Genomic DNA, 15,364 nt, shown 5'->3' with positions numbered 1-15,364 from the left:
CTGCTAAGCGTGTTCGGGACTCTAACCCTATAGTCGATTGCCATGCCCGGCGCACTACAACAAAAAAGGGAGGACCTTTAAGTCCTCCCTTTTCGTACTCGAGGCGGGAATCGAACCCGCACGCCTTTGAAAGCACAGGATTTTAAGTCCTGCGTGTCTACCAGTTCCACCACTCGAGCATTATCCTGTTCCGATATCCTTTGGCAGGTTAATTTTAAATACAAATGCCTTCTGGCAGGAAGGCATTTATTGGAGCGAAAGACGAGATTCGAACTCGCGACCCCGACCTTGGCAAGGTCGTGCTCTACCAACTGAGCTACTTTCGCAAAATTCACACATCAGCTGTGTTCCTTTGGGGTTGCAAATATAGGAATTAAACTTTCCTAAGCAAAAGAAATATCACAAAAAATAAGCTCAAGAATATTAGTATTTAAAAATCAGGGAATTAAAATTATTTTTTTTTCCAGATCAGTATTTTAAACACAGGAACAGGCAAGCATGCATATCAAGGATCTACAGGCATTTTCCTCTTGATCTCAATTAAATCAATTTTCGGGCTTAGAAATGAACCTTTCCGAAACAAAAAAGCAGTTCCTTTCAGAATTGCTTTAAAACCCGGGGCAGTCACAATCCAAAATAAAAACCAATTTGTGGACGAATTAATTGAACCAGGCTGTTTTTTAAAATTCTAGCAGATGTATAAAATCCAATTTTGATTTGCTGATTGTACGCAAAAAAATATTGATCTCCTTGGGCTGACTCCTTCTGCAAATGGTTTACCCGGTAAAAATAAAAGACAAAGAAGGAAATATTATTGGCCGCAATGGCTTATTTCCTTAACTGATTATCAGGTCAACCACCCTTCATTTCAGAAACGAGAGACTACATCAATCAAAATAAAATCATACCTTGTTCTTTACAATCAGGATATAATTACCACAATGCATCCTTTAACTAAAAATACTTTCCAAATGATTAAGAAGCTGGTGTTTGCTATTTTCCTCTTCACTTCCTTAAATGCCCAAGGCCAGGAAAATCTGAATTTTAACAAGAACAAAGAAATTACATCACCGGAAATCAGTGTAGACAATAGTCTTACATTTCGTTTAATGGCTCCCAACGCAAAAAAGGTGGAACTGCAGGGCGATCTGCTTGGAAAAAGTGATCCGGTTGCCATGACTAAGCAGAATGATGGTTTGTGGAGTTACACTACTTCTCCTTTAAAGCCTGAACTATACAGCTATTCATTCATTGTTGACGGTCTGAAGATCAGGGACGCAAATAATGTTTACCAGATCAGAGATGTAGCATCGGTAGTGAACGTTGTAATTGTTCCTGGTGGAAAAGCCGATAATTATCTGGTGAAAGATGTGCCTCATGGAACGGTTAGCAAAAGATGGTATAAATCACCTGGAAATGAAAAAGACAGAAGAATTTCCGTTTACACACCGCCGGGCTATGAGGATGATAAAAAAAAGTATCCGGTATTTTATCTGCTACATGGCATGGGCGGCGATGAAGAAGCGTGGCTGGCCCTGGGCAGAACTGCCCAGATTTTAGATAACCTGATTGCACAGGGCAAAGCTACGCCAATGATCGTAGTTATGCCAAATGGAAACGTGGCACAGGCCGCTGCTCCTGGAGAAGATTCAAAGGGCCAGTACAAGCCCACCATGCAACTGCCCAATACCATGGACGGCAAAATGGAAGAAACGTTTATGGACATCATCAAATTTATTGAAGGAAATTATAGAGTCAAAGCAGATCATGCACACCGTGCTATTGCTGGATTATCCATGGGTGGTTTCCATTCGCTTCACATTAGCAGGTTTTATCCAAAGACATTTGATTACGTAGGTCTTTTCTCACCGGCCATTATGCCCTTTGGCAAAACGACATCCCCTGTTTACGAAAATTTTGAGGTTACCTTAAAAAACCAGTTCGATAAGGGCTTAAAACTATACTGGATCGGCATAGGCAAAACTGATTTCCTTTACAAATCAGTAGCAGATTACAGAAAAAAATTAGATGAAACCGGCGCAAAGTACATTTATTCGGAAAGTGAAGGTGGCCATACCTGGTCGAACTGGCGAGACTATCTTGTACTTTTCACACAACAGCTATTTAAAAAACCATAGGAGTCATTCTCCTGATAACGTTTTTTCATAACCCAATTTTTGGATAATAATAAATCGGCAAAGTTTAATTAATTCATTAGCTCCAAATAAAGGGAATGTTCATGTAGATTAAAATGCAAAATTCTAGGCAGTTAGTTTCACCTTTTTTCCAGTTTTTACGGCTTGGTATACGGCATCAATAATTTTAAGATCTTTTAAACCTTCCTCACCGTTTACGGGAACTACTGGCTTGTTATTTTCAAAAATAAAAGTTGCCATTTCATCCATCTGAACAGTCTGTTGAGTAGTTATGGGCTGCGTGAGTTCACCCTTGTGTGTTCTGCCCCGTATCGGACCATATCCGGTGGAAGGTTGCATTTCTGCAAATCCCTTATCCCCACTCATAAAAAATCTATCTAGATGGTTGATGTTATAACTGGAGAGGCAGGAGGCTACCGCACCGCTCGGGAAACCTAATTGAAATTGTATGGTTTCATCCACCCCTTCTTTAAACTTAATCTGGTCGGTCTTGGTCTCCTGAGCAGTCACCCAAATCGGCTCTTCGCCTACCATATACCTTGCCCCGTTAAGCGCATAGATCCCAATATCCATCATTGATCCACCGCCCGCAAGTGCTTTATTTAACCGCCATTGCGTAGGATCACCTATTTTAAAACCACATTGTCCCTGGAAAAACATGATCTTACCGAAATCGCCGGCATTTCTCATTTGGATCACCTCCAGCGTCCGGGGTTCAAAATGCATCCTATAGCCAACCAGTAATTTTACATTTGCTTTTTCACATGCATCAATCATCTCCTGTCCCTGTGTGGCATTCAGTGCCATCGGTTTTTCACATATGGCATGTTTTCCAGCTTTTGCTACACGGATAACCTGATTATGATGCAGTGCGTTCGGAGTAATCACATAAATAGCATCTATATCCGGGTTATTTTTTACCTGATCGAAGTTGTCATAGTTATAGCAATTCTTTTCTGGTATATCATACTTCGTTTGCCACTCTTTAATTTTTGATGGTGTACCACTGATCACACCCACTAGCTTCCCCTTTGAACAACTCTTCATTGCCTCAGCTACACGGGTGCCATACCCGCCTAAACCCATAATGGCTACTCTAAGTACCCTGCCCTGGTAAGCCTGTTCGATGTGGCCAGGAGCGTCTGCAAATGCTGTTACTGAACTCAATTTCAGCATTAATGCTGATACACCTATTTTTTGTAGAAAATCTCTTCTTGTATTCATATCATGTGTAGTTATGTACTATTCAGCAAAATATTAAACAATATGTGGGATCACCCGTTTTTGACGCATCATTGATTGATTAGGTCAAGATATTTAACAATGATTGCCTACTTTTAGTTTTCAATATCTCGCTCATTGATAATAAGTTATAAAATAACATAATATAGATAGAGGGGCTTATCTTCAAACCTGAATTTACGAAATTTACAAAAGAAACGCGATGCTGTTCCTAAGTAAATGATATCAATTATGAGAACCAGTAACCTTATCTTTTTGACCGGAGAGATGCTCCGGTGATAACAACTGTTTTATTGATCATAGCGTTTAATGATAAAGGTGATAGTGCTGCAACGGCAAATTATTAAAATGTTTGCGGCTTTGGGTATCCTCCTTATATCCCGATTGAGCCAAAGAATTCCTATCAGGAAATGGATTCGGTAATGATTTAAAACTTTAGCGCCAGCGCACTGTTAGAAAAAGAAATTAAATACATCAGATATGACAGCAGATAAAAAGCAGCAAGCGATCAAATTATTGAAACAGGGATTGGAAACCATACAGGACCGCGCCTATACCGAGATCGCAGAAATCCCAACCGAAGACCAAGACGATTTTCAGGTTAAGTATAGTTTTGTGCATGAAGGTATCGAGGGTATTTTTACCGTGATCGGAAAAGCTGCGCACGCTGAGGAGGAAGAAGCTGAAATCAGGTTTACCCTGCTGAGCGAATTCGCCGAGGATTCCCTACATTATGAGTCAGTGACGGCAAAAGAGCAGGTTGACAACGATCTGGTCAGCGCCGAAAGTTATCTGAACGGACACATTAACCAAGGCTAACTCACTGTTTATGGACAAACCCAGCTATCTGCACTTTGACTACTCAAAATATGTCTGGAAACCAGACATTGATTACCGGAAAAATCCCGGGGCATATCGGGTAGGCAAAGGTGAGCAGGGTGTTCTGATCTGTGAGCCTTACAAAAGTGAAATTGGCCAACACTGGCGTTTTAAAACACCGGAAATCGCCAGGGAAAGCAGTAATAAAATCTATGCTATGTTTCTGGCCTATCTGCAGGAAGGAGATTTTGTGGGTGCAGATATGGCCCGAAAATATTTGCAGATGGGCTTTACCAGATCCAGGCGTTATGCCAATTACAAGGGTGGTAAAAAATATGATGCCGATCAGGATTACCGCCAGCTGGAACGCGGCACGGGTGATGAGCAAAAAGCAGTATCGGCATCCATATTTTATGATCAATGGAAACTGGCGGAAGCCAATGGGCAATATGCCGAACTAAAAACGCATTGGAAAGTTGAAAGGGGTTAAAAAGAAGGAGCTCCCCAAAACAGTACAAGACATGTGGACGAAACTTTAACTGGAGAAAAAAACAGGAAAAGGTTTGGGAGAAAATAAAATATTGCTCCGAGAAGTGCAGGAGAAACAGGGAAAATTTATCTGCTCATTAATGCGCGTTTTGTGTTTTGCTTTCGAGGTACAGGACACATAACACTCATTTCAGAAAATCTAAATACAAATCCAGCATTTAATTCTTGGCTGCGTATTTCAGTGAATTTTAAAGTGAAATGGGGTTACAGCTTAAATGCGGAACGGAAGCACACTTTTGCCGAAATACCCAGTCTGACGGCTTTTATTGATTTACCACTCAACAGGTTAAGGTTTAATTCTTGGGCCTGAGGAAAACCAAAGCTATGCCTGCTGATATAATAGCAAGAACGGCAGCACCTTTCAAAACAAGTTGATAACTATAAATAAAGGATTGCCGATAGCTTTTATTGATATCTGTTTGTTTCTGAGCAGCAAAACTTTTAGGTGCCCTCGCTGCCCCGAAGCTGGATGTCCGGGTTTCTATTATTCTATATTCGCTAAGGGTGTAATTCTTGGATTTCAAATCCCGGGCAACTGTATTGGAAAATATGATCAGGGCCAGGGCTCCGAAAATAGCATTTGCAAAAACCGAAGCTATTCTGCTCAGTGAATTATTGATTCCGGAGGCCACCCCTGAGAATTCCTCTCTTACAGATCCCATTACAGTAGCAGTTAGCGGGGATACCGTAAAAGACATTCCAATACCTAAAGCCAGAATACCCGGAAAAAATGATATCCAATAAGCTTGAGGGCCTTGCGTTTCGCTGGGAAGCGATAAAAGGAAAAAACCTAACGCGCTCACTACAGGCCCGAAGGTTAAAAACAATCTTGCCCCATATTTATCTGAGAGCTTGCCTGCAATACCTGAAAGGGCAATCATTAACAGGGTAAAGGGAAGAAAGGCCATTACCGATTGCAATTGGTTATATCCCTGTGCCTGTACCAGATTTAGGGACAAAAACAACATGGCCCCGCCCAATCCAGCATACAGGAAAAACGTCAAAAGGTTTGTTCCGGCAAATACTTTATCCCGGAAAAGAGTTAGCGGCATCATGGCGTTGTCCGTTTTCCATTCCACCAGGATAAAAATCAGAAAACAGATTATCCCCCCTCCTATGCTTCCAGCAACAAAAAACGTCCAGAGCTTATGGTCAGGGAGACTGAGCAGGCCATAGGTGATGCATGCAAGAGACAACGCGGCGAGTATTGCACCAGAGAAATCAATTTTTTTCAGTTTCTCAGCGCGAATGGTTTCAGCAACCCTAAAGATCAATATCGATCCTGCAACCAGGCCCAAGGGCACGTTTATGAAAAAGATATATCTCCAAAGGCCAGAATCCGCCAAAGCACCGCCCAAGACCGGTCCTCCAAGCATAACAAGGGTTGTACAGGCCGACCATATCCCAATTGCCCTGCCCCGCTCCTTTTTTTGTATCGAAGATGAGATCAAAGCCAGACTGCCTGGAATCATAAGTGCCCCGCCCATTGCCTGCAAAACCCTGAATAGTATTAACATATCTAAACTACCAGCTAAGCCACAGGCCATTGAACCGCCTACAAAAATGAGTATGCCAATTATAAATATTTTTCTCCGTCCAAGGTTATCGCCCAAAGCCCCTCCAATTAAGATCAGGGAGGCCAGGATGAGCAAATACGCATTTAGCACCCAAAACAGGCTACTTGCAGAAGCAGAAAACTCTTGTTGAAGCGAAGGAAGAACAACATTTAATGCTGTAGCATCAATGAATGCCATTGAAGAGGCCAGGATTGACGATGCCATTACCCATTTACCTTCTGTACTTCTTAGCGATAAATTCCCCATAATATAAATTTACAATAATATACGGGTGGGATGAAATAAAATTCAATCACCATTTATGAGTATTTTATCACTTAAAATGTAGAGAAAACCTCAATGTCGGTCTCTGGCGAAAGCATGGCTTCTAACGTCACTCAGCTTTTGGTATTCATTTGATAAAAGCACCGTGTTGGCGGAATAAGTTTGAGATAATATCCATCTCGCCGGAAAGGATACTTAAGGTTTTGTCTCGCGAACACTGGCCTATTTCACCCATCGGTAAAGGTGATCGTGCCAATCCGGTTTTTCCGAGAGCCGTTTTTATTTCTCAAGGCTACATTGTAGTACAACGATACCAGCCTCAGACAGGTGCTGGAATAATAACCTCAGCATTGACTGGTTCTGGGGCATGATTTTTACATGAACAATCCCCTTCTGGTCCTCCCGAAAAAGGCTTGCCCCGTCTTGTGACACACCCAATGTCAGTCCTGTTCGCGAAAAAATATGCATCAGCATTGTTTGTTTTTCATCGGGCAGGAGAATTGCAAGATCAAAGCCCTTACCCGGATCTTTTCGATGCATTCCGGGAGTCCTGGATGTTGCACAACCAGTTAAAAATAACACTGATACACAAAAACTGAGCAAAATTATTTTTGCCAAATGGATGTTTGGAGCGGTTTTCTTCATAAAGCGTGATTGAATAATAGACGGCGTAAACGGATGTTAAAATTGCGGCCTGCCTTACTAAAATCTGAATAATACGGAGCCAGCGCACAGCCTCGTTAGGTTGCACGGAAAGTCTGCCTGCTGAGCAAAACAATATCAACCGGTCAGGCGTTCAGTCTGTTGACCGAAATCACCTAACCGGTTAGGATATAATGGGGAGGTTTATCGGATTACTTCCGCCAGTTTCTCTTCCAGCGCTTTTCCCCTTAAGTTTTTTGCAATGATCTTCCCTGCCGGATCAATCAGGAAATTCTGTGGGATAGCCGCGATACCATAAGCTTTCGCAATGGCATTGTCTCTTCCCTTTAAGTCTGAAAGCTGGATCCATTCAAAGCCGTTAGACCTGATGGCATCCAACCAAAGTTCCTTTTTATCATCAATCGAGATACCAATAATTTCGAAGTGCTTATCCTTGTATTTAGCATATGCAGCCTTTAAGTGGGGATATTCGGTACGACAGGGCCCACACCAGCTTGCCCAGAAATCAACGAGGACGAATTTGCCTTTTTGATCCGAAAGGGACACTACCCTGCCTTTATCGTCCGTTTGACTGAAGTTTGTGGCCGGCTGGCCAATGGATAATCTTTTGGTTAAAGCTACCTTATCTTCTACAGCTCTAAATCTTGCGGTCTGGCCGAATTCAGGTTTTAACGCGTCAATCATTCCTTCCACATATTTAAAATCCTCCACGATCACGGAACTGTTTTGCAGGATATTAAAAGACATCGCCGATTTTGGGTGAAACTGGATAAATTTAAGCGTTTCATCTTTTCCTATTTTTTGCCTGGCATACAGCAGCCTTTGAAACGCCGCTGTGGAATCTTCAGGGAGCTGGCCCTGTTGTGCTTTCCAGACCCGGTAAACCGAATCGCCAACATTCCCCATCATCATGTGGTATGCGGCATAATCCCTCTGGCCTTCGCCACCGGTTACTTTCGCGTCGAATAAACGTTTACCTTCGATAGTGACCGTCCCCTTTTCAAGCAAAAAAGATTTGCCTTCGCTGGCCGATCCTTCCGGTTTAACATTTGGCGGATAGATCCAATGTACATATAACGTAGCATCGGACGCATGTTCCAGATTTCCCGAAAAAGTAAACTTGCCATCCCGGGCCATGGTTGAATCGGCAACTTTGCGGTCTCCATCACGGAAGTAAAGGAACACTTTCATAGGGACTGTTGAACCGGTAAGTTTTCCTTTAAGGCTAAAGCGGTTCTCTTGTGCGCTCGCTGATGTGAGTATACAGATCAGCAAAAATAGATATATATTGAATTTCATGATATTAAATTGATTTAATGTTTAATTGATATAACCTGGATTCTGTGTGAGGTTTCCATTTCTGCCCCGCTGATCAGCTGGAATGGGATATAGTGCCGCTTCTGGCTTCCATGTGGGTTTAACTGCCCCTAATACGGCATTCGCTCTTGCGGTCCTCTTCAGATCAAACCACCTGTGCCCCATTTCGCAGCTCAGTTCTATCCTCCGCTCACGCTCCACGGCAAGCAGTAACGCGTCTTTGTCGCTAGCCGGCGTCGCGCCAAGGCCCGCACGCTGACGGAGTGCCAATAAATCTGCACTGGCGCCCGTTACATTATTGAGCTGGGCACGTGCTTCAGCGCGGATCAGATATTGTTCCCCAAGCCTGAACAGGGTAAAGTATTCAGCGTTGCCGGCCGTCGTGCCCTTATATTTTGCAGGGCAGGTGTACACGACCGCATTCGGGGCAGTGACGGTAACGGACCAGGCTGCCTTTCGTCCATCTCCAGTTTCAGCCGCGTAAGCACTTTTCAGCTGATCGGTAAATACATATTTCGGTATAGTTGGTGCTGTTGGGCTGGGTAACATCGCGCTTGCATATGGATTTATGCCACTTGCATCATTATACAATTGCAGAATTGCTTCCTTACTTGTCGGCACAAAAATCCTGCTCAGATCTTCGAGGCCGAACAGGGCCGTATTTTCCAACAGGGAAGTTGCCTGTGTTTCGGCCGCCGTCCAATTGCCCAGATATAAATAGGTCCGGGCGAGCAAAGCAGTAGCCGCCCATTTGTTAGCACGGGTCCTCGCGCCAGCAGACAATGCGTAGTTAGCTGGCAAATTCGCCTGTGCAAAAAGTAAATCGGCTGTTATCTGTGCATAAACGGCCGCTACAGAACTGCGTGGACTTGTTTTGTTCGCCTCTACATCGGTTGTAGTCACCAAAGGCACATCCCCAAACAGGTTTACCAGATAGAAATAACAAAATGCGCGGACGAACCTGGCCTCAGCAATACTCTGCACCTGAAACTTCGGTGATAAGTTGCTTCCCGCGGGTACATTTTCGATAACCGCATTGGCGGCATAAATAACCGAATAAGGGGCCGACCAGAAATTGTTGTTTACCTCCGCATTTGTGGTCAGGATACTGTTCAATACAAACTGGTTAACAGGTTCCAGGTTATAATTGGTAAGTTCATCCGCGCTGTAACCCGGAAATCCGGACAGGAGCACGCTATATCTGTTATTGGTAATCAGGCTGCTGTACATGCCAGCTAAGGCCCCCTTTACAGTGGCTGAATCTTTGTATACCTCTTTATCCAGCAACTGGCCCCCGGAAGCATTATTTTCTATTAATTTTTTACAGCCTCCCAATGTAAGCAGCAATGTAAAGGCCAATAGCGCAAATACGGCCTGTCCTATATATTTAAAAGAATTTTTCATTTTTTTGAGATTAAAAGGTTGCTCTTATACCGGTTGTAAACATTTTTAAAGGTGGGACCTGTGTCGTCAGCGTTTCGGGATCCAGACCTTTATAGTCAGTGAAGGTGATCAGATTCTGCCCACGCACATATATCTGAAGCGATGACATCCCTATCTTTTTGCTAAACGGCGCCGGTAAACTGTAGGTTAACGAAACATTTCTCAACCGTACAAAAGAGGCCGATTCTACCGCGGCGTCAGATCCGGTAAACAGATTGTATCTGCTGCCGGTAACCGATGCGGTATTGGTAGAATATTTGAGGCCAACATCAGCCAGTGTAACAGGGAGATTGTAACCGAAACCCGGATAGGTTCCAAAATTTAAATCACCGCGGGTTGCCGTGCGGCTGACCCCGGTTAAAAACACGTCCAATTGAAAGCCTTTGTAGGTAAAGGTATTATTAAAACCTCCGTAATATTTAGGGTCATTGTTACCGTACACGTACTGGTCGCCCCTTCCGTTTTCGAAAATTCCACCGGTAATTACGCCGTCGCCATTTAGATCGGCAACGGTAGCAATGCCGTTTACGATACCTGTTGACTGGTAAACCGTACGGAGATTGAGCGACTGACCGACCACATAAGTATTATTGTTGGTAGAAGTCAACAGCCCCGGATAGGAAACCAGTCTGTTCTGCGGGAAAGTGATGTTAAATGAGGAAGTCCACCGAAATCCGCCCTTATCCAAGTTGATGGTATTTAGCTCGAGCTCCAGACCCTTGTTCTGCACAGTGGCATCAAAATTTGAAGTGTATTGACTAAAACCCGTCTGTGCGGCAAGCGGCACGCTCTGCAACAGGTTGGTGGACCTGTTGCGGTAATAACCTGCAGTTAGCAGAATCCTGTCTTTAAGAAAACCCAGTTCCAGGGCGATGTCGAGCTTCCGGGTTTCTTCCCACTTTAAATATGGGTTTGCAACCCTGGCCGGTGTGAGTGTAGTTGATGGCCCGTATGGTGAAGATCCTGAATAGTTTGACTGATATTCGTAATCCCTGATTTTATCGTTTCCAACCGTACCGTAACTCGCCCTTAACTTCCCGTAGCTTAACCATGGAAGATTGTCGCCGATCAGTTTTTCCTTACTGAATATCCAGCCCAAAGCGGCACTTCCAAAGTTTCCAAAACGGTTATTGTTACCGAATTTGGTAGACCCGTCCCTTCTGATGTTCGCACTGACCAGGTATTTATTACTTAAATTATATTCCGCACGGCCATAAACCGAAGTATAACGGAAGTCGGCATAATCAGAATTCTTGGCCAGGATATTGGTCTGGTTTAAATTGGTCGCCAACTGTGGATTGGTATAGTTGCCCAGGATCCAAAAAGGCTGGACCGTTTCTGTTTGCTGCCAGGTACCTCCGGCAATCAGGTTTAGTTTGCCCTTTCCTGTATTAAATTCGTATGACACCTGCGGTTCGGCGATGTAGGTCCTGATATAATTGTTGTTTGAAATGATCTGGGGCAATGAATTAAAAGACGGATTGGTAGCGGATACCGGGGTGACCATGTTTCCTTTTACATCTATCAGATTATAGCCACCGTTAGCTTTGATATCCAGTCCCGGTAAAACCGTATAACGCAAAGTCGCTGCTGCGTTCAGGTTGGTAGATTTTAAATTATTATAGGTATCGAATGCAGCCAAAGGGTTGGTATAGCCCGGACCCCAGTATAAAGCACCTGTTGGCGTATATAAAGGATAATTCGGCGGCAGGCCATAATTGGTTAAGTTCATATTGTAAATCGGAATCTGGTTATTGTCCGAATTATAACTTACCGTTGCAGTGGTTGCGAACCTGGAATTCCTGCTTTTGTGCTGTACACTTAAGCGGAGCTGAGTGGCTTTATCATCCGACCGATCATAATAAACGGTAGATTCCCGGCGGAAAGTCCCACTCAATGTAAACTGAGTAAAAGCATCCCCACCAGAGATCGCTAAACCCGCATTGGTCTGTTTTGAGGTATTTCCGATCAACAATTCAGGAAAATTTGTAAAAGCATTCTGATCGAAAAGCGTCAGATCAGGTGCATTGGTCACCGTTGGGGTGATGTTGTCATTTATGAATGCCTGTTTTCTGATGTTCAGATAATCAGCGGTCCCCAGCATTTCGACCAGATTGACCACCTCACCAAACCCCTGACTAAAATCCACCGCAACATTTGTACGGCCCGGACGGCCTTTTTTTGTAGTAATCAAAATCACGCCATTGGCACCACGCGAACCGTAAATCGCGGTGGCGTCAGCATCTTTTAATACCACAACGTTTTCAATCTCTGCGGGATTGATCGTATTTAAAGGGCTAAAATCACTTTGTGGAGAAAAAGCACCGATACTTTTCTCTACCGGAGCACTGCCAAAAGGAACACCATCTACAATGTATAAAGGCGCGGATGAATTTAATGTTAAGCTGTTCTGGCCCCGGATCGTAACCGATACGTTTCCGCCCGCATAACCGGCGCTTTGGGTAATGAACAATCCGGGAACCCGTCCCTGCAAGGCTACGACAGCATTAGAAACGGGCTGTTTAATAATCTCCTCACCCGCTACTTTTCCAATTGAGCCGGTACTTAGTCTGCGTGTAGTCTGGCTGTAGGACATCACGGTTACTTCATCCAGTTTGCCTATGCTGGCGATTAACCTGATGATACCAAGATCTTGTTTCGCTGGAAGGACTATAGTTTTATAGCCCACGTAGCTGATTTCCAGCATTTCCCCAGCTTTTAATCCCGAAATGGTAAAATCCCCGCCTGAGTTGGTATAAATGGTTTTCGGTTTTCCAACAACTTTGACTGTCGCACCGGGGATCCCAAGGCCCAGTGAGTCTACTACCTTTCCGCGCACGTCGATATCAGCGGTGAAAAGCGCTTCCGCAAGGCCTTTTACGCGGTCGATGTAGGATGGTTCATTTTTTTTAAGCACGATAGTATTGTCCTTAAGTTCATAAGCGAGATTGGGCTGGCCTTCAAAAATCCTGTCCAGTGCATCTGTTAACGTGAGGCCGGTAAATGAAATGCGGACGTTTTTGGTCCTGTCGAGTAAAGCGTCGGGATATACCACCTTTGCCCCTGCCTGCGCGGCAATGGTTTCCAGTGCGGTTTTAAATGCCACATTGCGGGCATTCAGGTTAATTTTTTGACCGAAGGAAGAAGCACTGACCTGTATTAAACAGGCGGTTAGTAAAATAATGAGCAGCTTCATAGTTTTGATTAAAACTTTTGAGCCAGGGCACGGCCAAAGCATGCCTTTGGTAAAAGCATAAAAATTCATAATTTCGTTTGGTTGGGTTAAAGTTGATAAAACGGTTTCGCAATTGTTTTTGGGTTAACTCAGCTTGCCATGGTAGTGCGTCAACACTGCCGTGGCTTTTTTTTGAGCCATCCCAGGGCAAATCAGATTTTCTGTCGTAGTGGTCCGGTCATAATGGTTGGTTTAAGTTTGTGAATGGATAGTTGATTATTGAGTAATTACTATGGTTCTTTGTTCAATTTTAATTTTCAGTTCTCCGGTAGTCTGAAGAATATCCAACAGTTTTGAAATGTGCTCGTACCTGGATATGGTTCCCGAAAATCTAGTATGGGCCAGTGAAGGATTTTCGAAAACCACTTCCACATTGTACCATCTGGCCACTCTTTTCATGATATCGCCAATCGGTTCGCTCCTAAAAACGAAAAGGCCGTTTTTCCAGGCTATTTCATCATCCGCGTTTACATTAATGATTTTTAAGTCCTTATCCTTAAGCACCGCCTGTTGGCCATGGACCAATTGCCCTGAATTTTTATCCTGGAAGGTCACTTCAGCCTTTCCCTCAATAATGGTGGTTTTTGTCAATGGCTCATCAGCATAAGCTTTTATATTGAATGCGGTACCGATATCCCGGACGGACTGACCATTGCTTTCTACCTTGAAAGGTTGTTTTGCATTGTGCACAACCTGGAAAAAAGCCTCGCCTGTTAAACTGATTTTACGGTCCTTTCCATCGAAAGCAGAAGGGAAAGTGAGTTTTGAATCTGCGTTCAGCCAGACATCCGTCCCATCGGGAAGGGTAAAACGGTAAGTCTGTCCTTTTGCTGTCTCAGCAGACAACATGGTAGTGCTTAATAATTTCTGACCGGCTGATAGCCCTAAAACAGTTGTCCCGTCCAGATAGCTCAGCCCGGCCCCTATTTTAATTCCGTTTTTTGCCCCATTCAATGAGAGTTTTGTTCCATCGGCAAAAGTGATGGTTGCGCCGCTTTTTCCCGGAGCGGGCACTGCAGCAGAATATGAATTTTTCTCACCGTTAATATAGAAAAGAAGGAGAACGCCAATCAGCACCGCAGCCACTGCCGCCGCTGCGATAGAAATGCGTGGCCAAAGTTTGATAGCGGGCATTTTTTTCGTGCTTATGATGGCATGGATGCCCTGCCAGGATTGCCGTTGTAACAGGCTGGCATCAATATCAAGTTCCTTCCAGTGTTCCGCCTCCTGAAACCGCTCAAAGCAGAGGTTGTAAAGCAGGAGCTCTGATTTTGTAGCCTTGCCATCGGCAACTTTTGCGGCAAGCAGGTTGAATTCCTCGTTGGTCATATTATGCAGTATTACCTATAAGTAACCTAACTGTGCCAAATACTTACAGGAAATAAAAAAATAATTGAGATACTGAAATAAACAGCCTGAAAAGCAATTTTTGACGATCATGATGATCCACCAACCTGGCCCAAACCCTTAGTCCGCCACAATGTTATCAAATAAAGAAACTTGCCCAGAAGTAATTGTTCCCCAGTTCACTTTTCAGTTTAGTGAGGGCCCGGAGGATCTGGACCGAAACGGTTTTCTCTGAGATACCCAGTTTTTGTGCGATTTCCTTGTTGCTTAAGTGCTGTTCGCGGCTCATTTTGAAAACCTCACGGCAACGGTCAGGCAGTTTTGAGGTGAAGCTTTTGATAATGCCCTGTAATTCTTTCATTTCCATGGTGAGCCCACTGTTATCCTGAATGTTCTCAATGTTATCAAGGGGGAAATGGTCACGGACTTTAAGGCTCCGGATATAGTTTGCGGACTGGTATTTTACAGCCATTAACAAATAACCCCTGAGATTGCGGATCTGGTGCCCCGACCGGTGTTCCCAAAACCACAGCATCACTTCCTGCACGATGTCCAAACAAACCTCACGGTCTCTGAGCACATTGTACGCCGCACGAAAAATATCGTCGAAATAACGATCATGAATTTCGTTAAAAGCATCAGTATTGCCCTGGGCAATCAATGTTAAAAGCTCCGGATCCGTTTGTTGCCTAATTCCAGTCATTTATAATACCTTGGCTAAGGTAACAAATATTCCCAATCTTCACCGTGTG

Annotated in this window: 11 protein-coding genes, 2 tRNA genes and 1 pseudogene; 4 read left to right on the top strand and 10 right to left on the bottom strand. The window is 43.9% G+C overall.

What is annotated here, in order from left to right; translation table 11 throughout:
• Positions 1–95: 95 nt before the first annotated feature.
• Together AC04Q1_RS19795 and AC04Q1_RS19790 are read right to left on the bottom strand one after the other, a co-directional pair.
• Positions 96–179: transfer RNA gene (locus AC04Q1_RS19795), tRNA-Leu, on the bottom strand.
• 71 nt (positions 180–250) lie between these two features.
• Positions 251–326 (bottom strand) — tRNA-Gly (locus tag AC04Q1_RS19790).
• 645 nt (positions 327–971) lie between these two features.
• Between AC04Q1_RS19790 and AC04Q1_RS19785 the strand changes: the two genes are divergently transcribed.
• A complete protein-coding gene (locus AC04Q1_RS19785) occupies positions 972–2,138 on the top strand; it encodes an esterase (protein ID WP_478366292.1) in 1,167 nt (388 codons plus the stop codon).
• Positions 2,139–2,261: 123 nt separating this feature from the next.
• Here AC04Q1_RS19785 and AC04Q1_RS19780 read toward each other — a convergent pair whose 3' ends face one another.
• Positions 2,262–3,380 (bottom strand): Gfo/Idh/MocA family protein, encoded by a 1,119-nt coding sequence (locus AC04Q1_RS19780; RefSeq protein ID WP_478366291.1) that lies wholly within the window; start codon positions 3,378–3,380, stop codon positions 2,262–2,264.
• A gap of 498 nt (positions 3,381–3,878) precedes the next feature.
• Here AC04Q1_RS19780 and AC04Q1_RS19775 point away from each other — a divergent pair, with 498 nt between their 5' ends.
• The 3 genes and pseudogenes from AC04Q1_RS19775 to AC04Q1_RS19765 form a co-directional block, all read left to right on the top strand.
• Positions 3,879–4,217 carry a hypothetical protein gene (locus AC04Q1_RS19775; RefSeq protein WP_478366290.1) on the top strand — a complete coding sequence of 113 codons (339 nt, stop codon included), beginning with the start codon at positions 3,879–3,881 and terminating at the stop codon, positions 4,215–4,217.
• Between the two features lie 10 nt (positions 4,218–4,227).
• On the top strand, positions 4,228–4,707 hold the full coding sequence (locus AC04Q1_RS19770) for a DUF4385 domain-containing protein (protein WP_478366289.1): 480 nt from the start codon (positions 4,228–4,230) through the stop codon (positions 4,705–4,707).
• Between the two features lie 20 nt (positions 4,708–4,727).
• Positions 4,728–4,847: pseudogene (locus AC04Q1_RS19765) on the top strand (DUF2256 domain-containing protein); the annotation flags it as partial.
• Between the two features lie 212 nt (positions 4,848–5,059).
• On the opposite strand, the gene AC04Q1_RS19760 reads toward AC04Q1_RS19765, so the two are convergent.
• The 7 genes from AC04Q1_RS19760 to AC04Q1_RS19730 form a co-directional block, all read right to left on the bottom strand.
• Positions 5,060–6,589, bottom strand: a complete 1,530-nt coding sequence (locus AC04Q1_RS19760) for an MFS transporter (RefSeq protein WP_478366288.1) — start codon at positions 6,587–6,589, stop codon at positions 5,060–5,062.
• 297 nt (positions 6,590–6,886) lie between these two features.
• Positions 6,887–7,252, bottom strand: a complete 366-nt coding sequence (locus AC04Q1_RS19755) for a hypothetical protein (protein ID WP_478366287.1) — start codon at positions 7,250–7,252, stop codon at positions 6,887–6,889.
• Positions 7,253–7,453: 201 nt separating this feature from the next.
• Positions 7,454–8,569, bottom strand: a complete 1,116-nt coding sequence (locus AC04Q1_RS19750) for a redoxin domain-containing protein (RefSeq protein WP_478366286.1) — start codon at positions 8,567–8,569, stop codon at positions 7,454–7,456.
• Positions 8,570–8,590: 21 nt separating this feature from the next.
• Positions 8,591–9,991 (bottom strand): RagB/SusD family nutrient uptake outer membrane protein, encoded by a 1,401-nt coding sequence (locus AC04Q1_RS19745; RefSeq protein WP_478366285.1) that lies wholly within the window; start codon positions 9,989–9,991, stop codon positions 8,591–8,593.
• Between the two features lie 10 nt (positions 9,992–10,001).
• The gene (locus tag AC04Q1_RS19740) at positions 10,002–13,226 is read right to left on the bottom strand and encodes a SusC/RagA family TonB-linked outer membrane protein (protein WP_478366284.1); all 3,225 of its coding nucleotides are present in this window, start codon (positions 13,224–13,226) and stop codon (positions 10,002–10,004) included.
• Positions 13,227–13,481: 255 nt separating this feature from the next.
• Positions 13,482–14,594, bottom strand: a complete 1,113-nt coding sequence (locus AC04Q1_RS19735) for a FecR family protein (protein ID WP_478366283.1) — start codon at positions 14,592–14,594, stop codon at positions 13,482–13,484.
• Positions 14,595–14,751: 157 nt separating this feature from the next.
• Positions 14,752–15,315 (bottom strand): RNA polymerase sigma-70 factor, encoded by a 564-nt coding sequence (locus AC04Q1_RS19730; RefSeq protein ID WP_478366282.1) that lies wholly within the window; start codon positions 15,313–15,315, stop codon positions 14,752–14,754.
• Between the last annotated feature and the right edge of the window lie 49 nt (positions 15,316–15,364).

This window comes from Pedobacter humicola (genome assembly GCF_056490705.1).
This window is presented reverse-complemented; position numbering and strand designations above follow the sequence as displayed.